The organism is Sphingobacterium sp. R2 (genome assembly GCF_040760075.1).
Lineage (GTDB): Bacteria > Bacteroidota > Bacteroidia > Sphingobacteriales > Sphingobacteriaceae > Sphingobacterium.
This window is the reverse complement of sequence record NZ_CP142884.1, coordinates 1,417,998-1,438,137: the sequence shown is the minus strand read 5'-3', so window position 1 is coordinate 1,438,137 and position 20,140 is coordinate 1,417,998. Positions and strand designations below refer to the sequence as shown.

22 protein-coding genes are annotated in these 20,140 nt (G+C 35.5%); all 22 read right to left on the bottom strand.

Features of this window, described 5'->3' with window-relative positions; genetic code table 11:
* Nucleotides 1–40 precede the first annotated feature (40 nt).
* Nucleotides 41–724, bottom strand: coding sequence for a DUF6624 domain-containing protein (locus tag VXM68_RS06035; protein ID WP_367210734.1), 684 nt, complete (start codon nucleotides 722–724; stop codon nucleotides 41–43).
* Between the two features lie 107 nt (nucleotides 725–831).
* Entirely contained in the window at nucleotides 832–1,830 is a 999-nt protein-coding gene (locus tag VXM68_RS06030) for a mannose-1-phosphate guanylyltransferase (protein ID WP_367210733.1), read from the bottom strand.
* 5 nt (nucleotides 1,831–1,835) lie between these two features.
* Nucleotides 1,836–2,258 (bottom strand): adenylyltransferase/cytidyltransferase family protein, encoded by a 423-nt coding sequence (locus VXM68_RS06025; protein WP_145328075.1) that lies wholly within the window; start codon nucleotides 2,256–2,258, stop codon nucleotides 1,836–1,838.
* A gap of 36 nt (nucleotides 2,259–2,294) precedes the next feature.
* Complete coding sequence (locus VXM68_RS06020) at nucleotides 2,295–2,759, bottom strand: adenylyltransferase/cytidyltransferase family protein (protein WP_367210732.1); 465 nt, start codon at nucleotides 2,757–2,759, stop codon at nucleotides 2,295–2,297.
* A gap of 108 nt (nucleotides 2,760–2,867) precedes the next feature.
* A complete protein-coding gene (locus VXM68_RS06015) occupies nucleotides 2,868–3,389 on the bottom strand; it encodes a 3'-5' exonuclease (protein ID WP_367210731.1) in 522 nt (173 codons plus the stop codon).
* Nucleotides 3,390–3,457: 68 nt separating this feature from the next.
* Nucleotides 3,458–4,546 carry a UDP-GlcNAc--UDP-phosphate GlcNAc-1-phosphate transferase gene (locus VXM68_RS06010; protein ID WP_367210730.1) on the bottom strand — a complete coding sequence of 363 codons (1,089 nt, stop codon included), beginning with the start codon at nucleotides 4,544–4,546 and terminating at the stop codon, nucleotides 3,458–3,460.
* A gap of 290 nt (nucleotides 4,547–4,836) precedes the next feature.
* Complete coding sequence (locus tag VXM68_RS06005; protein ID WP_367210729.1) at nucleotides 4,837–5,679, bottom strand: glycosyltransferase; 843 nt, start codon at nucleotides 5,677–5,679, stop codon at nucleotides 4,837–4,839.
* Between the two features lie 67 nt (nucleotides 5,680–5,746).
* Nucleotides 5,747–6,796, bottom strand: a complete 1,050-nt coding sequence (locus VXM68_RS06000) for a glycosyltransferase family 4 protein (RefSeq protein ID WP_367210728.1) — start codon at nucleotides 6,794–6,796, stop codon at nucleotides 5,747–5,749.
* 4 nt (nucleotides 6,797–6,800) lie between these two features.
* Complete coding sequence (locus tag VXM68_RS05995; protein WP_367210727.1) at nucleotides 6,801–7,892, bottom strand: EpsG family protein; 1,092 nt, start codon at nucleotides 7,890–7,892, stop codon at nucleotides 6,801–6,803.
* A gap of 10 nt (nucleotides 7,893–7,902) precedes the next feature.
* Nucleotides 7,903–8,979 carry a glycosyltransferase family 4 protein gene (locus tag VXM68_RS05990; protein ID WP_367210726.1) on the bottom strand — a complete coding sequence of 359 codons (1,077 nt, stop codon included), beginning with the start codon at nucleotides 8,977–8,979 and terminating at the stop codon, nucleotides 7,903–7,905.
* A 17-nt stretch (nucleotides 8,980–8,996) separates the two neighbouring features.
* Complete coding sequence (locus tag VXM68_RS05985; protein ID WP_367210725.1) at nucleotides 8,997–10,283, bottom strand: lipopolysaccharide biosynthesis protein; 1,287 nt, start codon at nucleotides 10,281–10,283, stop codon at nucleotides 8,997–8,999.
* Nucleotides 10,273–11,421 (bottom strand): hypothetical protein, encoded by a 1,149-nt coding sequence (locus tag VXM68_RS05980; RefSeq protein ID WP_367210724.1) that lies wholly within the window; start codon nucleotides 11,419–11,421, stop codon nucleotides 10,273–10,275. Before VXM68_RS05980 ends, VXM68_RS05985 begins: the two co-directional genes overlap by 11 nt.
* Nucleotides 11,422–11,434: 13 nt before the next feature.
* Nucleotides 11,435–11,731: a DapH/DapD/GlmU-related protein gene (locus tag VXM68_RS05975; RefSeq protein ID WP_312364794.1), complete on the bottom strand. Its 297-nt coding sequence runs from the start codon at nucleotides 11,729–11,731 to the stop codon at nucleotides 11,435–11,437.
* Nucleotides 11,732–11,975: 244 nt separating this feature from the next.
* Nucleotides 11,976–12,755 (bottom strand): HisA/HisF-related TIM barrel protein, encoded by a 780-nt coding sequence (locus VXM68_RS05970; RefSeq protein ID WP_367210723.1) that lies wholly within the window; start codon nucleotides 12,753–12,755, stop codon nucleotides 11,976–11,978.
* Complete coding sequence (gene hisH, locus VXM68_RS05965; RefSeq protein WP_367210722.1) at nucleotides 12,755–13,369, bottom strand: imidazole glycerol phosphate synthase subunit HisH; 615 nt, start codon at nucleotides 13,367–13,369, stop codon at nucleotides 12,755–12,757. Before hisH ends, VXM68_RS05970 begins: the two co-directional genes overlap by 1 nt.
* Complete coding sequence (locus VXM68_RS05960; RefSeq protein WP_367210721.1) at nucleotides 13,366–14,511, bottom strand: N-acetyl sugar amidotransferase; 1,146 nt, start codon at nucleotides 14,509–14,511, stop codon at nucleotides 13,366–13,368. The genes hisH and VXM68_RS05960 overlap by 4 nt, the downstream gene beginning before the upstream one ends.
* Nucleotides 14,512–14,531: 20 nt before the next feature.
* On the bottom strand, nucleotides 14,532–15,281 hold the full coding sequence (locus VXM68_RS05955) for an SDR family oxidoreductase (protein WP_367210720.1): 750 nt from the start codon (nucleotides 15,279–15,281) through the stop codon (nucleotides 14,532–14,534).
* On the bottom strand, nucleotides 15,266–16,186 hold the full coding sequence (locus VXM68_RS05950; RefSeq protein WP_367210719.1) for a Gfo/Idh/MocA family protein: 921 nt from the start codon (nucleotides 16,184–16,186) through the stop codon (nucleotides 15,266–15,268). The genes VXM68_RS05955 and VXM68_RS05950 overlap by 16 nt, the downstream gene beginning before the upstream one ends.
* A gap of 3 nt (nucleotides 16,187–16,189) precedes the next feature.
* A complete protein-coding gene (locus VXM68_RS05945; RefSeq protein ID WP_367210718.1) occupies nucleotides 16,190–16,918 on the bottom strand; it encodes an acylneuraminate cytidylyltransferase family protein in 729 nt (242 codons plus the stop codon).
* A gap of 2 nt (nucleotides 16,919–16,920) precedes the next feature.
* Nucleotides 16,921–17,970 (bottom strand): nucleotidyltransferase family protein, encoded by a 1,050-nt coding sequence (locus VXM68_RS05940; protein ID WP_367210717.1) that lies wholly within the window; start codon nucleotides 17,968–17,970, stop codon nucleotides 16,921–16,923.
* Entirely contained in the window at nucleotides 17,967–19,121 is a 1,155-nt protein-coding gene (gene neuC, locus VXM68_RS05935; RefSeq protein ID WP_367210716.1) for a UDP-N-acetylglucosamine 2-epimerase, read from the bottom strand. The genes VXM68_RS05940 and neuC overlap by 4 nt, the downstream gene beginning before the upstream one ends.
* Nucleotides 19,122–20,126 carry an N-acetylneuraminate synthase gene (neuB, locus tag VXM68_RS05930; protein WP_367210715.1) on the bottom strand — a complete coding sequence of 335 codons (1,005 nt, stop codon included), beginning with the start codon at nucleotides 20,124–20,126 and terminating at the stop codon, nucleotides 19,122–19,124. It abuts the gene before it with no gap.
* Between the last annotated feature and the right edge of the window lie 14 nt (nucleotides 20,127–20,140).

Sequence of the window (20,140 nt, the reverse complement as noted above, 5' to 3'; positions counted from 1 at the left end):
CATGTGGTAACTCCGCATATACCTATATGACTTCTAAAAATTAATTCGCGTAAGGAATTGATTCATCAGGATTATAAATTGCATTTAGTCTCTTTGCGTTTTCTTCTACAGTAAGGGGTAGGCCAACCTGCTCTCTCAAACTATTTACTTTAGCTGGTTCTCTAATGGGCCAAACAAAGTAATCTCCTCCATATCTACCTTTCCTAGAAACAACCTGGCTCCCATAGATCTGCTTCTTATTCTCGTGGACTAATAGTCGATCTTCGATCAAAGCTGCATGCCAAAGTTTTGCTTCCTTCTTCTCAGACAGCTTTTTGATCTCTGGCAAATATTTTCTGAAAAGGTCGAGATCGACATAATGCTGTAAAACGTAAAACAACCCATCCGATGCCTTTTCCCCAATTTTACTGATCGGCAACCAACCATACTTTTCCAAGATCGGGAGAACTTTCTCCCGATTCTTTCGGTCAACCATTGTCATCTCTCCCAGATACGACATAAATAAACTATCGCTACCTTCAGCGGCGGATAATTTTTCTCGTATTTTCTGATCACTATCATGGGCATCTTCTAAAATAATTCGAATAGAATCGTAAGGAATAGAATCATTATTGTTGACAAAAGCTCCTTGATTTAATACCTCGATAGCATGATTACTTGAAATAGGTAAAGCTTGATTACCACTTAAAATTAATACACCCAAAATTATTAAAATACCTTTCATTTGACACTTGAATTGATCATACCAATGACTGCCATAATACGGTGACGTCGGCAATCTCGCCAGCAGACTGTCTTAAACTAAGTAATAATTGCGTACGAAGACCGCCATTAATCAATCAACTTCGACTGATGACGTTCTAACGTGTTGTAAATCTTTTTAACATCTTGGGATTTTTCCTTCTGCAACACCAAGATCGCATCTTTGGTATGAACAAGTATACTATCGCGCAAACCCACAAAGGCAGTATAGATATCCGTACCGATAACCATATTACCGTTCTCATCCACAGGATGCCCCGTCTGTTTCAAGTAATCATACATCGATTCAAAAGAGCCCAAATCTGACCATTGGAAGCTTGTAGCAACCACGCGAATTTTCTTGGAGCGCTCCATCACTGCATAGTCAATAGAAATCGATGGAATATCTTTCGAAAGCTGAAGATCGAGCTCACCATTTTGACGATGTTTCCAAGCGTTATAGGCTGTTGCATACACTTTAGGCTCAAAATTTTGGAGTTCGGCCAAAAAGGTATCTGCCCGGAAACAGAACATGCCCGAATTCCAAAGAAAATTGCCTCGTTCAATAAAGTCCTCTGCCGTATCCTGGTTTGGCTTCTCACGGAAAGACAATACTTTGTCCTCCTTATATTCAATATAGCCATAGCCCGTTTCAGGTCGGGTTGGCTGAATCCCAAAGGTAACGATATAACCCTTATTGGCTTTTTCAACGCCCTCTTTTATGGCCGCAGCATACGCTTCATCACCCACAATGACATGATCAGACGGTGTAACCACCAAAATATCGTCTGGTTGCGCCGCAAAGGCAGCAAAGGCAATTGCAGCAGCGGTATTGCGCGGGGTTGCCTCAACAATATCGATGTAATCAATCTTATTGTTTTCCATCACCTCCCTACTCAAGGTATGATTGTCGCGATTTCCAACCACAATCACCTGTCCACACAACGTTTGATTGCGCTTTACAGTCATTTCAAACAATGATCCATCCTTAAATAGCGAAAGATATTGCTTCGGGTAACTTTTTCGCGAAAGCGGCCATAGACGGCTGCCTACACCTCCGGTTAAAACAACGTGAATGATAGTGCTCATAATCTTTATTTTTTCTCACTTTCTTTTTCAGCAACCACCCGGCGCAAGCCTGCACTGGAAAAACGGTGTGTGCGTTTATTGTAATAGATATCGATATTTTCCTCCACACAATAAGAGCGCCCCGAAAAATCTTTATCCCGATATTCCTCACCGATAATACGGATATCAATCGGAAAGGCTTTGATGATATCAATCAAATCCTGTTCGGTCTCATAGGGGATAATTTCATCCACATAACGGCAGCCTTCCAACTGCACATAACGTTCTACAATGGTCTGTGTTGGTTTTGCTTTCTCGGGAAAGACTTCTGATGGATCCGTATTTAAACCGACAATCAGGTAATCGCAATTTCTTTTTGCTTCTTCAAGCATCATAATATGGCCAGCGTGCAGTAAGTCAAACACGCCAAAGGTAATTCCAATTTTCATCTTACAATCTGTTCTTAAAAGGTTGATGCGCGTGCATTAGATAGTTTTTAGCGCAGGTTCATTTTCTGTGCTGGCATCTGCCACAATCCGGCGCAAGCCAGAGCTGGAGAAACGGTGATCTCGGCTATTAAAATAAAGCTCAATCCCTTTTTCCTCACAGTATGCTCTCCCGGTAAAGTTCTTCTCACGGTATTCATCACCGACTATCCGTACATCAATATTAAAAGAACGTAAGATATCTTCGAGATCCTGTTCGGTAGCATAGGGAACAATCTGATCCACGTATTTACATCCTTTAAGCTGTACATAACGCTCAACAACGGTCTGAACAGGCTTATTCTTTTCTGGACGGTCAAGTGTCGGATCTGTCTGCAGTCCACAAATCAAATAGTCACATTGTCTTTTTGCATCTTCCAACATTTTGATATGCCCTGCATGCAGCAGATCGAATGCACTGAACGTAATACCTATACGCATCCCTTTTTCTGGAATATTCATCATAGTCACATTGATTTTAATGGAATAGAAAATTTATTGTATTCATCTATCAAAGATAAGATATATCTAATAACAAACAGAGGGATATTTGGTTCAATAATTATCGTTTATTTATAGTACCATTCCGATCTCATGATGCCGAATATACAAGTGCGCACAAGCTCGCGCATCAGAAAGTGCCTCATGGTGGTTGAGTTCAATACCAAGCACTTCACAGCAGGCGTTTAAACGAGCGGGCTTAAATCCTTTGCCTTGGTAAATTTTAAAGGTACATTCCCATTTTTCCTGCAAACCAAGTTGGTCGTAAGGTAAGTTGTAATAATTCATGGTTTTGCGAAGCACTCCGCGATCAAACAGCTCATTATGCGCGACCATAATGCGATTATTAATAAGCGGATAAATACGTGGAAAGATCTCTTTAAAAGTAGGTGCTTGTGCGGTGTCCTTAGGTCGGATACCATGCACACGCGTAGTCTGCCACATGTATTGATTTTGAGGAGGCTGTATTAAAGAATAAAATTCATCCACAATAATTCCCTGCTCAACAACGACCAGCCCAACGGCGCAAGCCGAGTTCTGATTCGCTGTGGCTGTTTCGAAATCTATTGCGGTAAAACTTAATCCTGATTGCATAGTCCCCTCTTCTAAAGTTGAGGTAAAATTACTACTTTTTTAATTCTACCCAAACTCCGCGTGCTAAATCACACGCCACGTTGCATTAAGGTACCTGCAACCTCTTTTTGCGGCATTTCAATAACTTTTGCTTCTGGTGCCAACTTAACCTTGGGCACAAGAGCTTTTTTCCTTCTTCTATGCGCTTTAAGCTGCTTTAATCGACGGTGACGAATGGCATAGCGCTCCTCCCCTTTGATATAATAGTTATTAAAAATATGTTGCTTCCAGGTAAGATAAAAGGCACTGAGTCCACCAAGTATCGTAATAGCGAATGCCCACTGAATGGAGGCACCAAACTGTACAATATAGATCACAGCAGCACCAAGAGCCAATTGGACTAAGCCGTATCCAACAGAAACTTTTAAACTACTATGTCCCACTTCATTGCTTAGCATGTGCAACAAAAACGTACGGTGTGGCTCAAAAATATGGTAACCTTGATAAACGCGGCGCGCTACAGACCAACCTATTTCTATACCATAAACGGCTAGAAAAAGGATATAGGTAAAATCTCCGGTTTTCATAATCAATTTGCCCAATGCAAATAATAACATAAAAGATAATACAGCCGGGCCGACATCACCTGCAAAGCACGCTGCCTTTTTGCGGAAATTGAAGAATCCAAAAACAACAACTCCCAATAGCGTATAGATAAGGAAGTCCTGCTCGATAAAGTTGATCTTGGTATTTACGTATGTTAAAAGCCCTCCCATCACCAAAGTGCAGAAAGCAGTCATACCGTTTATCCCATCCATAAAATTGTAGGCATTGATTACACCTATCGTAAAGACAAAAGCCAATACCAAATAATACCAAGGATAGTTAAAGACACCAAACTCATATACCATTAACAAAACAGATGTAAAATGTACTGCTAGACGCCAATTTGGATGTACACCCCTGATATCGTCTAGGAAAGAGATATAGGTTAATAGCGTTAAGCCTAAAAAAAACCAAGGATATTGGTAACCGGAAGAAATAAAATATATAATCGAGGCGGCATAAAAAATAATACCTCCGCCGCGTATGGTGATCTTCGTGTGCGAAGAACGTTCGTTGGGTTTATCAATAATATTAAACTTATTAGCAATCCTCAGATATACTAACTCTAGCAAAAAAAGGATTATCAGCGTAAAAATATAAGTCATAAAATATAATTAGTGAGTCACATAAAGCTGTGCAAATATAATAATTTTAATTTTTATTTAAAGACGGATAAACATCTTAATTCGCTACAAAAAAAAATATTATTAATATGTAGCGAATAAGATGCCAATAATTAACAATTTTCGATAATCTCTATAAAAGTTACGCTATGACGCTATAAATACACTAAATTGATCAAAATTCGCTAAATAATCTTTGAATTTTTTTTTGTAAAGGAGTCTGATCGGGAGAAGAGGTTTTACACCTTTTTTTTTCGTAATAGATATTTATAAATTAAGAATACCACTCGAATAGGCATTAAACGGATAGGAAATCTCAAAATACCATATTTTAACTGATCTCTTTTTGTAAAAGCACCAATTTTATAAGCATATTTAAGAAAGTTTATCTCATTCAATAGATATGCACTACCCCTTCTTCGTCGAATAGAATTTAAATTACTATCCACACGCATATAATAAAGAATTTCAGGAATATTATGAAAAATCAAGCCAGACTTCCATAATCTTAAAAAAAGTGCATAATCCTCGAACATTAACGTTTCACTATCATATCCTCCTGCGGCTAAAACCTTCTTTCTGTTAAACATTATCGTAGGATGGTTGAGGGGACTGCGCAAGCGGATACGCCTAATAATATCTTCATGTGATTCAGGACATACTTTTTTGAGCATGGAGTCTCCTATTTCCCGATCAAATTCGCTCAGATTGCAGCCTACAACGTCCACATGAGGATGTTCTTTCAAAAACTCGATCTGCTTTTCGAATCTATAAAAATCTGAAATGTCGTCTGAGTCCATCCTTGCTACATAATCATGAGTACAGGCATTTAATCCTACAAACAATGCATTACCAAGCCCCCTATTTTGTGCAATTGAGATTACGTTAACAACAACTGAAGTGTTAAGCTTGACAAACCTTTCGATCACCTTTTCCAAATCTGTGGTGAGAACACCATCTTTTACAAGTACTATTTCGTCAGGTTTTAAACTTTGGTTTATTAAACTCTGTAAAGCTTGGTCTAAATTATCAGCACTTTCTTTAAAATATACCGACATTAATACCGAAAATCTCATCTTCATACTTTTTTCTCTTAATAATCTTTTTCGATTCATCTTAATATCGAAGCAATAGACTTAATCCTTAATCTTATTTTAATAAGCTTTTATAAAAATCATTATACGAATTTGCCATAATGTCCGCAGTGAACTTTGCCCTATATACTTCAATAACCTTCTGTTCAAATTGTGTTTTGTAAAGATTAGCTTTCAGTACTGCCCGCAGGAGATCATTGACATTATCTAATGCAAAGAAAGACGCCTCCTCCTCGCTAAAAATCTCTCTATGAATATTGATATCTGAACATATGATCGCTTTCCCGGCTCCAGCTGCCTCAAGAAGAGCCAATGGCAATCCTTCCATATAAGATGGAAAGATATAGTAATCAAAAAACTTATTGTAACGATTTGCTTCAGCACGATTACCTAAAAATATACATCGATCTTTTACACCCAATGATTCAGCCTGTTTTTCCAGAGATGTGCGTTCTTCCCCATCACCTATGACAACAAATGCATAGTCCGAAAGCATTGGAAGAGCCTGTATTACCTGATGGATCCCTTTTCTTTTTGTTAATACACAAGCAACGCCCAGGACTTTATATTTTTTTTTCAAGTCAACAAATAGATCAATATCCTGTTGATCGATCATTTTTGAGGAAAGATTCCTTCCATTGTTAATGACATGAAGCTTTTCCAAGTCAAAATACGACAAATAGTGTGTTTTCATTACTTCTGTTAACACAACGATGTGATCATGTCGTCGCAAAATGCTTATCCAAGCAAATTCAATTAATCTGGCTCCCAAGGTAGTAAATTGCAAGCTATACTCCTTCGAAATTAGACCATGTAAAGTGGAAATGCATTTGCCCTTAAATTTCTTTCTATTCTTAAAAATAAAAAAATCAGGGCGTATACCATGCGAATGGACTATATCACTCGAATAAAGCTTATTTATATGGTCATGCTCTTTAATCCAATAAGCTGGACAAGCGAATTCGATTGGCTCTGCAATTTCGTCAAAATAAAAGACATAAAATGTAGCATCTGAATTAATTCCCGATAAATTTGAAATGATATCTTTAGCAACTAAAATTGGACCTTTATTACTGAGAGCGGGTAATATGACTGAAATCTTCATTATATTATTTATTGAATATCACACTCTGGTATTCTTGAATAAATGACTCTTCTCCTAAATATTGATTAAATCTAAACGCTCCATACAATATCAAAAAAACTAGCATGATTATTCTCATGGGCTTTATACCAAATGTATAGGGGAGGATAAAAATAAATACAAACTGCAAAATTAGTCCGAATCGCGCTAAGATAGCCATTTGATTAAAAATTGCACCAAAAAAAACTGCAGTTATGCCAATTTTAAAAAAAAATAAAAATAAATCTTTACTAGAATTTCTTATCATTTGCTTTCTGAACAACCAATAGATCAAGAGATTAAAACTATAAAAATAGATGGAAAAGCTGCTCGCCTTTTCAGTATAGTTTTCTAATAAAAAATAATTTTCGTATCGACTATCGCCAAAAAATACACCAATAAATCGAACAAAAAAATCACTGAATGAAAACAAGGTAATTGCTATAGAAACTGTTAAAATACAAAGGATAATCTTCAAATTGAGTTTTAAAAAACGATTTGCGAAATAAATAATGGCTGCCGAAGCTGCACTAATATGAAACATTGTGGCACATATTAATATTACTATCGACAATTTGAACCGTCCTTTAAAATATTGGAATATTCCATACCAAACCAAAGTGGTTGCAACGCCAAACCTGATCTGGGTAAAACCGCCGCCGAGATACATCAGCGCGACATAAAGAAAGAGAGAAAGAAACCAATATTTAGAAAATCCTACAATAACTTTGTAAAGAAAGAAAAGGTTTAAAAAAGAAATGAAAGAAAGAAAAATATAATCTGGCGCTTTTATAGTCTTAAAAAGAATATTTGTGATAACAAAAAAAGGCTCCCCATATACATCGGTTAAATTATAGCCTCCTGCAAAAAATTCTCCAAGTGCAGGAGCTTGGCTATAAATTCGAACATACTCCAAATAATCATTGTCGCATTCAAACCGTAAGCCAGCAAACAGGCCCAAAAGAATGATTAAACCACTTAGTAAAGTTTTTTTATAAAAGGTTCTAATTGATATTTTAAAAATGTCAATTACACAAAAGAACAAAACAATCGAAAATATTAACCAGTACCAGATCATAATTGAAACATTAGATACTTTTAAATAGTTTAAACCATGACTCCATAACAGCGATCTTATTAAATCGCTTACTGTCTTTTTTTGCAGTTATTGAAAATTTTTCCCTAACCCCATCATCTTCGATCGTATGTATAAGTTTGGAGACGAACTCTTCTTCATTGTCATCTGGAATTAGATAACCATTACTTCCATTACGAACAACGTCACGAGGCCCCGTAAGGCAGTCGTAACTAATAATGGGAAGACCGTAAGACTGAGCCTCAATCAAGACCATTGGCAATCCCTCCCAACGCGATGTCATCAAATAGATAGACGCTCGCTCATAATGATCTTCAATAGTAGAAGTCGTTTTTATTAAATGAACATTTTTTAGCTTAAGATCAGCGATTAGTCCTTTTAGAACTGCTTCGTCCTCGCCATCACCGACAATATCGAGCCTCCAATCCTGCAGATGAGCAGGCAGTTTAGACCATATTTTTATCAAGCGATCGAACGCCTTTTGCTCTGTCAATCGCCCTACAGCTAAAGCAACCTTATTAGAATTTAAATGAAAGTTAGATGTAATGTCAAATGTAAGGAAATTCGGTATAGCACTTACTTTTGGTTTGCAGGCAAAGTTTGCCAAATACATCTCCTTATCTTTACACGTCAAAGTAACGATAGCATCTGCATACTTACTTGCCATATAGCGTGCAAAACGTTCTTTGGAACTTTTAAAAATTAATGAAACATTAAAATGTTCCCAAACGACATTAAGGTGCGATAATCCAACGTTGGCAACTATAGAAAAAGGACACAACAATGCACCAATACTAAGTATAATAGATCTTTCTGGACAACTTTTAAAAATCCGCCTCAATTTCAATATGAGTTTTGGAAAAAGAATAAAAAGGGACACTTCGCGCTGAAATAACGTTACTATACGTATCCTTTTATCTACTTCAAAAAAAGGCGTATTGGAGCCGAAAAAACTAATAATAGTTACACTAGAGGCCCCCGAATTAATCAATTCATTTGCCAATCCTATGCCTATCCTTTCCGTTCCGCCGGCGTTTGTAATATTACTACTTAATAAAATGATATTCATTTTTTAGCTTTTACATTTTATCTTTTTAAAAACCTTAACCAAGGCATATGGTATACCTTATTACTAAAGAATGCAACCATAATAAAATTCATAAAACTAATAATAACCGTCGAATAAGCTCCCCCTAATGGACCGTAAGTTTTGATTGCCAAATAACTTAATACCAATTGCATACAAGCACAAAAAAAAGTGATTGAGGCTAATACTTTTGTTTGCTTTGCGAAGAATATATAATTCACAAAAAGTAAATACATCCCTTGAAATGTCTGCGACAATATGGCCCAAAATATAAACTCTTTAGCTTGTATATACTTTTCTGAAAAAAAATGTGTCAGTATAAAATTTGAAAAAAGTGTAAAAAACAGACATGTTATCATTAAAATACCAATCCCAAAGTATGTAATTCTGACCAATTTAATTTTATTCTGGTTCAATTCCTCTGGATTATCAGCACTTAAACTTTTATACAAATAGGGTGTAAAGGCATTATTGAAAGACAATGTCAAAAAGGAAACAAGTGTTCCAAATTGAAATCCTGTTGCATAGAGTCCCGTAGCACTCTCATCGATAAATTTAGTGATAAAGATACGGTCAATTCCAGACCTTATCCAAAAACTTAGGGCATGGGGAATTAAAGGTAGCCCAAAATATAAGATATCTTTGAGATATTTTTTATCAACATTAATTTGTAGATAGCCTCTGCGATACAGTAATAGTATACTAAATAAACCGAAAGATATCACAGCAATCGACATACCGTTCACTCTTCCAACCCACCCCCAATTATACGATATTACAAGTAATAGTGATATTCCGATGTTTACAAATGTCTGCGAAATTTCGTAGATACCAAAATTAAGAGCCTTTTCTTCCAAACGCCATAAAGAAAGGTTAATTGAGGTCGTCGCAGCACAGAAAGACATAAATACCAATAAAATAATATAATGTATAGGTACTTTTACAAAATCATAAATTATAGGATAAAATAAAAAAGAAAGCACTAACATGAATAGCGTCATGATCACTGTAAGTAGACAAGCATTAAATATATAGCGAGCTAAATCTTCCTTCCTAAGCTTATAATAATTCACTCCTATAGCGCCATCAACGCCTATCATTATGAAAATGGTAACTATAGCTAGCAAAACATTAAAATTTGCTATAATACCATAATCGCTAGGTGCCAAATAATAACTTAATATTGGTAATATTAAAAATGGTACGGCTTTATTTATAGCGTCACAAAACGTATAGATCAAGCTGGACTTTAACAAACCGCTTTTAAAAATCTTATTAATCCTCATTCATCAATTTTAAAATGCCGTTCTTAACAATATTAAAATTACCTATACCATGATTTTTTTTGCAAAAATATTTAGAAAGATAATCATTATATCTTTCAACATTAACCTCTAAATTTAAGAATGAACAGTCAAAATTCTCAGAGATTACTTCCGCTCCAAAATGGATTTTTCCTAGAAGCATTCCTTCGTAAATTGATTTGAGAAACTCATCTTTTATAAAGAAACTTTCGAGGTACAGGTATAAAATGGGCTTCTTTGATAAAAGTGCATAACTTATAGATAAACTGCCATGTGTAAGTACCATAGCTGAATGTATAACAAGTTCTGCTGTTTTGTTTGATATAACCAACCTTTTTCCAAATTCATCACGATAGGTTGCTTTCGGATGACTTGCAATTACAACAGGTAAGCCTGTACACCTTTCAATTTTATCAAACACTTCGTTCATCTTGATGTAGTATGCCGATCTAGAAATTACATTCTTCTTTCCAAGCATAACAATATCAGGATGATCGAGCAGCATTATATCCAAAAAAACTACGTAGGAATATGCCAATGGTGGAGATTGGTTTTTCTTTTTATTATATTCGACAACATCAAAATAGTCTAAAGCGACCACTTCACGTGCTTTAGGCGCATATTCAAAGGATTGACCGGTTAAATAAAAAATATTTGGCACAGCATAGTCATGTTTTAAAAGACGGATAAATACCCAATTTATCAATTTATTAAAGACCATTTTAAACTCTACTCCTTTAAATCTGCTCGTTAAAGAAGAGGGGGGCTCTAATGATTTGGTAGGATTAAGGTAATAGTCAATTTTGATCCATTTTAGTCCTTCACTTTCAATTTTTTTAAAGATATCTTTTGTATTGAATAAAAACCAAATTTCAACAATCAATAAATCTCTATTCGGATCCAATAATTCTAAACGAGCAAAGAGGTCATTCATAGAAACAATATAGTTTACAAAATCCCGTTTACCGCGGTATTGAAACTTTGCTCCTTTCATGTAAGGTAAGATATCACACAGAGCCCAATATTCGACCTCATATCCTTGTGATAAAAAATCATCAATAAAATAATGATTAATTTTTCGCTCATGAAATGGCTCATGATCTAATATTATAACCCTCATATAAAATCGTTAGTTAAAGAATACTCTTTAAGACCTTTGCTGGATTACCAACTGCTACAACATTTTTCGGAATGGATTTGGTAACAACAGAACCGGCACCAACAACTGAATTCTCGCCAATAGTCACACCTGGTAAAATTATTGTATTCGCACCAATCCAACATCCTTTTTTTAATATAACCGGAAGATCGGGGTAATAACCTTGATCAATTATAGGAATAGTTATATCATCAAATTTGTGATTATTCACATAAATATGCACCCCACTTCCTATCATAACATCATCTTCTATGACAATAGAAAGTTTCATAGGTACAATAGTTTCAGCGAATAGCATCGTATTTGGCCGAATAATAACACGGTTGCCGATCGATATCTGCGAACAGCCAACAGCGTACGCTCCGGCCCTAAACTGAGCAGAACTAGAAAAATATGCAAATTTGCTTTTACACAATTTTTTCATAGTCGCTGCAAAGTGAAGCTTCCAATGTGTAAAGGGTATATCAGGACCGATACGATCTGCGTTGATACAATACCGAATTTTTTTTACTATCTCACTTATTAACATCCCAATTTGCTAAATTTTCGCCCAATTCGACAATGTGTTTTCGAGCATTAGGTAATCCATCACCAATAAAATTAAATAAATTGGCTGTCGCTGCTGCACTAACACTTTCATTTTTAATTGCTTCTAATAAATGGTTTTCATTTCCTGCTCCGCCAGCGATAATAATAGGAACCTGTAAATTTTTACGCACTATTGAAACAAGATTAAAATCGTACCCAAATCCGGTTCCGTCACGATCAATGGAGTTTAAATACACCTCACCTATTCCAAGTTCGGATAAATACCGTAGGTATTCTTCAAAAGTCAAATCAACTTTACTTGTGCCATCTTTAATATAAAATTCAATATTATCATTAATAACCCTGTAATCAATTGATGCGACAGTACTTTGACTACCATAGTGTATAACCAAATCTCTTACGAAAGAAGGGTTTTCAATTAAAGCCGTGTTGACAACTATTTTATCTGCACCACTGTTAAAAAGCAATTCAGCATCTTCCAAAGAATTAACTCCACCTCCTGCAGCGACAGGTATGAATGATCCTTCCACTATTTTTTCGATCGTCGAAGCAAACTTCCGGATGTCTTTATTTTTCTTGGTAGTATCCAAAACTATAATCTCATCCAATGAACAAGAAATTTCTTTAAATTTATAGTTGCGCTCCAACCAATCAATGTTACCTACTTTTTGCAAACGAAAGTTTCGACTTTGCATAAAGTAACCATCACTATACAACAGCGTGAAAATAATACGTTTTCTTAACATTAAAACTTCTCTATAAAATTTCTCAATAACCTTAGTCCATTTGTTTGACTGAGTTCAGGATGAAATTGAACACCTGCAATATTTTCCTTTTCAAATGAAGCTACGAAAGTGGAGCCATAGTGACATGTGCTGTAATTTTCTCCAAAAGAATTAGCTACCATACGATAACTATGTGTAAAATAGAAATCTGGATGTCCAACCAGACCATCAAATAATCTTGAATGCTCATATGGTGTTACTTGGTTAAAGCCAACATGAGGTATTTGCAAATTTTCATCTTCAAATCGCTCAATACCTCTATCTATAAAATTTAACCCAGCATTCTCGCCGTCCTCGTGACTATATTTACCCATTAGTTGCATTCCCAAACAAATACCTAAAATAGGCTGCTTATCGTCTAGAACTAATGTCTTCAAAATTCGGTCTAATTCCATTTCGCGAATTTTATTTATTGCCCTACCAAAAGAACCAACTCCAGGCAAAATTAACTTATCAGCTGATTGCAATTCGAGAGGAGATGATGTAAGCAAAATATCTTCAACTCCTAAAAATTTTAAGCTACTCACTATGGAACGGATATTACCCATTCCATAGTCAACAATTGCTATTTTCATATTTCAAAATCCTCACCAGCAATAAATTTAGGTTGCCAAATTCCGTCCACCTTTTCGAATAGATCTTTATTGGCATATTTATCTAATACTTGATCGAACTCCTCTTTAGTCATTTTATAGTATTCCAAATAAGTTGGAATTAATTCCTCAGGGTAGGCATTGTCATACATTCTAACTAAATTCAATGCTTGATTACGAGTCATAGAACCCCTTCTAATTTCAATACCAGCGTCCTGAGTTGCCCTTCCAAATCCAAATTTCAAATACATTAAATAAGCATGTAATGCATAGAGAGCTTGATCATTTTGAGCAAAATTAGTAAATGTATCTTGATTACCTTCATCCTTTTCAATTAACCCGCAATGATCTTTAGCCACCACGTAATTTCTATAAGAATCCCAAGACTCATAATATGACCAGTGCGTAAACTCAAGTCCAACTTCGTTAATTTCCTCTTGGCTCGGAAATTTAAAAAAAGTTAAATCAGATTCCTTAATATCGCCGTCAGCTAATATTCGATCAAAAACCTGTCGGTGTCCCCCCTCCAAATAGACAGCTCGCATATAGTCAATCCCATAGGTTGGCTTATTTTTACTAGCTGTAGATCCGCCATACTCAATTTCCCCATCCTCACCATAGAATAACAACGGGATCTTAAAGCTTATAGCTGTACGTATTACCGCAGTATGAATAGCAATTAACCAACCATAATAAGGAAATCCTTTTTCTATAAATCCATATTTATTCAATCTATCAAGTACTTTCGGATTAGTCGAAACATGGATATGATTGAAACCGGATTGAATAAAATTAAAGAGATTTTGGTCCCCGATAGGTAATGATAACGCTGGCCTCACTGTAACGGCTAGAGGATTCATGCCGTATTTTTCTTTTAACATATAGGCAACATACGAACCGTCTTTTCCACCGCTAACTGGTACAATGCAGTCAAAATTCCCTGTTTTAGATCTATGCTTTTCTAATATTGAATTCAATTCGTGCTGCCTAGGTTCCCAATTCAAAACTTTTTTTTCTTCCATCCACTGACATGCATTACACCACCCCCTTTCATCAAAAGAAATTCGAGGCCGTGTTGACATATTTAAACAGTTTTTACACCAAAAAATTTTTTCGCCTTTCATATAATTATTATTTATGTAAATCAAATAGCTGTCCAACCGCCGTCCACCATTAAATTATGTCCCGTTATAAATGCTGCATCATCAGAAAGTAAAAAGCTAATTGCAGGAGCGATTTCTTCAGCGTTGCCTAATCTTCCCAAAGGGGACTTATCGCTGTACCGCTTAATGAACGACGGATGTTGATTCTTCTCGTCAAGTATACCTCCTGGTGAAACGCAATTAACTCTAATGTTATCGCGTCCATAATATGAGGCTAAATATCTAGAAAAATTTATAATTCCACCTTTAATAGCGGAATACGCCGCTGGTGATGTTCCATTATATTCCTTATATAATGTAAAGTCATTGCCTACCACTCCATAAATCGATGCGATGTTTACAATTGAACCTCCCCTTTGCAATTTCATGATCTTCAAAATCTGTTGACAAAAATAAAACACTGCATTCATCTGCATATCCACATTCTTTTGCCAAGAAATGTATTCGATCTGTTCGAATGCCGTTCCCCAATCTGGCGTTCGGGGATATGCCAAATTTACCAATCCATCAATACGCCCATATTTAGCCATCACGCTGCCAATGACAACATCGATTTCAGCTTTCTCAGTAATGTCAGCCTTAAGAAAAAGGCTTTCTCCAGAATGGGGCTCATGAACATCTACGCCAACAACTATCGCTGCATGGCTTACCAAATGTTTTACAGACTCCCGCCCAATTAAACCACCAGCGCCTGTTACAAGAATAACTTTATCTTTTAGTCCTGAATACATAATTTTAAAATAGAATTTGCTTCTTCAATCGTATTAAAACTTGTTTGAGATCCTGTAATGAAATCTATAAAATACTTCATTTGAGCGTCATAGGTATCCGAAATCTTTTGTTCTGATTGAAAAATAACTTGACCATTATAAAAAATCTTATTTTCCAACAAATTTGCTAAAAATGTTCCTTCAGAGGTAACAATTTCTATCGTTCTTTTAGCATCTCTTCGATAATAATTTAAAACTATGGATGCAGTAAATGTAGAATATTCCCATATGAAATTAGCGTAATCTATAGCAGAAATTTCTAAGGATGAACTACTTTTACAGAAAGAACGATGCGCTAATGGATTTCCAAAAAACCAATAAATATAATCAAGTTCGTGGATAAGATCTATATGTACACCACCTCCCATTTCCTTGTTTGCACTATAAACTTTTCTAAAATCCACATTTGGCCGCCAATCGGGGAGATAAGAACCACAATAGACATTTACTTCATTTATTCTTTTATTTTGAACAAGATTTTTCAATGTTTTTAATGCGTCTAAAAAACGCAGGTTACATGCCACGTAAGTCTTTGTTTTTGCCAGAGTCACATCTTTAACGAGTTGTTCTGTTTTATTTGTTATTTCAGAGAACAGTGGCTTTTCTATAAATAAAGGTTTCCTTAATTGGTTGCATATATTTATTCCCTCGAAATGTTTACTTGTTGGACTTGAAATTATCACAAAATCTATTGTTTCAAATTCGACTTCATTGAATGAGAATACGTTTATAACGTTAGGATAATCCGAGGCTGTCACATGACTTCCTGTCCGCAATGCATAGATTTTTACATTAGAAATTTGTTTTCTTATTGCCTCGATATGTTTCTTTGCAATGGAACCTAAACCAATTATAAGTACTTTCATGGATCAATAATTAAATTCAAAATCCAGCTTCTTGTTCTCCAATAAATAAGACATAAATTCAAAGTCTATAGGGTGATCTAAATCAAAGCAGATATGAGGCAATTCACATATTAAACTTTTGTCAGCAATAACAGTCTGGTATCCTTGGTCAAAAAAAGCTCTTTTAAAAATATAAAAAGATGCATTCATGTCGTAAACTTTGGGTGCAGATTGTCGCGTCAGAAATTGACCTATTTTACACAAGCCATAAAATCCGTCATCTTTTTCTTCAACCATATTGAAATAGGGATTTCTGTTTGCCGGACTTACCGAAAATATATTTAGTGCAGCTTCATTTTTAAATAGCAAATCAATTGCGCCATTTAAATCAGCTACATTACGGAGAGGGGATGTTACATCTAAGTCAATAATAAAATCATATTTCAAGTCATTTTGCATTTCAGAATATGTTTTTACATCGACAATTGCGTCTAGTTTCCCAGCGGTATCATTAGCAAGAAAATCAGGCCGTTCATAACCAGTATCAATATTATGATAACCTAAAGATTTTACTACAGCTTTAATCGCTGTAGAATCAGTTGATAATACTATATCAATATCACGATTTGCGGCAAATGCTACAGCTACTTCACAGGAATAAGCTATTAGCGCTTTCCCATTGATCAACTTAATGTTTTTACCTGGAATACCCTTAGAGCCCCCTCTAGCACAAATTGTAATTAAACCTTTCATTTTTATAATTTAATATGTCTAATATCTTCCTGCGCTTTTCTGAAATCCTCATGCTTTCCAATATCCAGCCAATATCCATTGAGTGGATAGGTTATCAAATTTAAGTTCATCTCAATTAAACGATCCATCAAATCTGTAATGTCGAAAAATGTATCGTTGGGAATCATACTTAATAAATTCTTTTTTAATATGTAGATACCTGCGTTGGAGTAATATGTATACCGAGGCTTTTCCTTGAGAGATTTAACACAATTCTTTTCATTGACTTCCAAAACAGCATATGGAACATCCACGTTATAAGAAGTCGCAGCAACGATCATATCTGCTTTGCTTTCTTTATATGTTTTGAAGAAATCATTAAAGTCAATATTCGTCAAAAGATCGGAATTCATGACAATGATATCTTCATGCATAAAATTTTCTACCAAAAGTATGGAACCAATGGTTCCCAATGGCTTACTTTCCTTGACATATTTAATATTTAGATTTTTGTCAGATCCATCGCCAAAATAACTCACTAATTGATCACCTAAGTAATTTATACTCAAATTGATATTTTGAATTCCGACTTGTTTTAATCGGTCTATGTTATATTCAATAATGGGCTTATCTCCCACTCGTAATAAAGGTTTTGGTGTATTATCTGTAAGTGGACGTAAACGTTTTCCTTCTCCACCTGCCATTAGTACTGCATCCGCCGGTATTAATGTAGTGCGCAGACTAAAATCTAAAATATCAACAATTTGATGGTTATTATTGACTATTGGAATAATCTTAAGCAAATCTCTTTTAAATTCCTCTAACTTTCTTAAATCATATTCATTTTCTCGGATATACACCGGCTTCGACTGTGTAAATTCCAACAAACTATTTTCAAACCCCAATCCTCTAATGAAACCTCGCCTAAGATCTCCATCCGTCAATGATCCTAATAAGGTGTTATCATCATCAACGACGAACAAAATTGAGGAAGGAGCTATCTTATCCAATTTTATTAGTGCCTCTCTTACAGTTTGTTCCCTGTATACGATATGTTTATTGACAATACTCATCTCAAATTATAAAATTTTTTAACAGTACTTTGAGTTGGATACCCCGCCAATACTTGAAAGATTTGATTTGCGGCTCCACCACTATAATACGGATTCTTAGAGTCCTCTGTATTACCGATTATTTTATTGCTCTTTATCTCTTCAAACCCCATCATTATTGCATTAAAATCACAAGCTACATTTATCACGGAGCAGCTTTGTACTCTACCCCTTTGCCTATCGCCTATATTTATTGTAGCTGTGTTTAAAGATGGTGCTTCCAAAATACCACTTGAGCTATTTCCAACTATCGCAGTACAATACTTAACCAAAGACAAAAATCGCAGGGTCCCCAATGAAGAAAAGGCTGCTGCTTTTCCAATATTATCAGCAACGTATTGATCAATCATCTGATTTATTATTCGTCCATTTGTATCCGCATTAGCTTTTGTAAAAACAAAAAAACTATCTTCTTGCTGATCTATGGCTTGTAATAATAGCTGAAATTGTTTTTCGGCACTTATTCCTGCTAAGGTCTCGGGATGATATGTCACTTGATAATTAAATTTTTTAAATTTAATATTTAAATTAGATTCCAACTCATCCTTTGTTAATAGCGTTAAATTTTTGATATTATCTAGTCCAATTGCCCCAACGTTAAATACTAAATCGGGATTTTCTCCCATCTGAATAACACGATTTCTATACTCATCGGTTGACGTAAAATGCAAATGGCTTAGTTTAGTAATAGCATGTCTTATCGCATCATCATAGGCACCTTCCGTAATCTCACCACCATGTATATGAGCAATTGGAATTTGAAATATCGTCGCTGCAGCAGCAATTGCCAACATTTCGTATCGATCTCCCAATATAACAAGTACATCAGGCTTGAGCCGAGGAAAAACATCCGCCATACCATTCATTGCTAACCCCATTGTTTTGACAACACTCGAAGGCGTATCTGAAGAAAGTAAAATCTCGACTTTCTCATCAATTGCGAACCCGTCAGACTCAATCTGTTGATAAGTCAATCCAAACTCGGGCGACAGATGTGCACCTGTAACTATAATCTGAAGCGCCAATTCAGAAGATTGCTGGATCAGCTCCATCAAAGGCTTTAATAGACCATATTCAGCCCTCGTAGCAGTAACAACACAAATTTTCTTCATCTAAACCTCGATTAAATCATCTTCATCAAAACTGCGAATGGCTATTTTACCTATAATTTCATCCCAACGCATTGGTGAAATTCCATTTCCAGGTCTTTTTACCGCTAGATTTCTTTCCGATAACACTTCACCTTTGTTGATGTTCGTCGCAGCAACAATACTTTTTCGCGCTATAGCAATATTTTTTTGTTCTGATGGAGAGGGTTCCTTAAGTCCATTTCCACCCATCGCCTTTTCAACATTTCTAATAGCGGCAACCATATTTATTAAATCTGCTGGTTCTAATGATGCTGCATGATCTGGTCCCTCCATCGTCTTATCCAATGTAAAATGTTTTTCGATCACAGAGGCTCCTAAGGCGACTGCTGCTATAGGAATCTCTATTCCCAAGGTATGATCAGAATAGCCAATTTCTGTATGGAATTGATCCTTAATGGCGAGCATCGCCTTTAAATTGACATCTTCCATTGGAGTAGGATATTCAGTATTACAATGCAAAATAGTTAAGTCGGTAACACCTTCTCCTCTGAAAACCTCGACTGCAGCGGAAATATCATTCATTGTTGACATTCCTGTTGATAATATTACTTTCGAAAACAACTTTGCGGCTTTTCTCAAATAGGGTAGGTTTGTAATTTCTCCAGACGGAATTTTAACTAATTCTAATCCAATATGTTTCAAATATTCTAAGGAATCCAAATCAAATGCGGTAGAAAAAAATTGTATTCCTTTTTTTTTGCAATAATTTATTAGCGTCTCATGATCTTGAAGCGAAAGCTCTAATTTTTTCAACATTGCATATTGCGAATCTTCTTTTCCACCAGTATTTTGAATCTGATATTCCGCTTTTTTTGCCCTTTTAGAAACTAATTTTTCGGTTTTGAAAGTCTGAAACTTTATATAGTCTACTCCAGCTTCCACGGCTACATCAATAAGCTTGATCGCATTATTCATGTCACCATTATGATTTACTCCAGCTTCCGCAATTATTAAAGTTTTTTCCATCAATTTTTCAATTA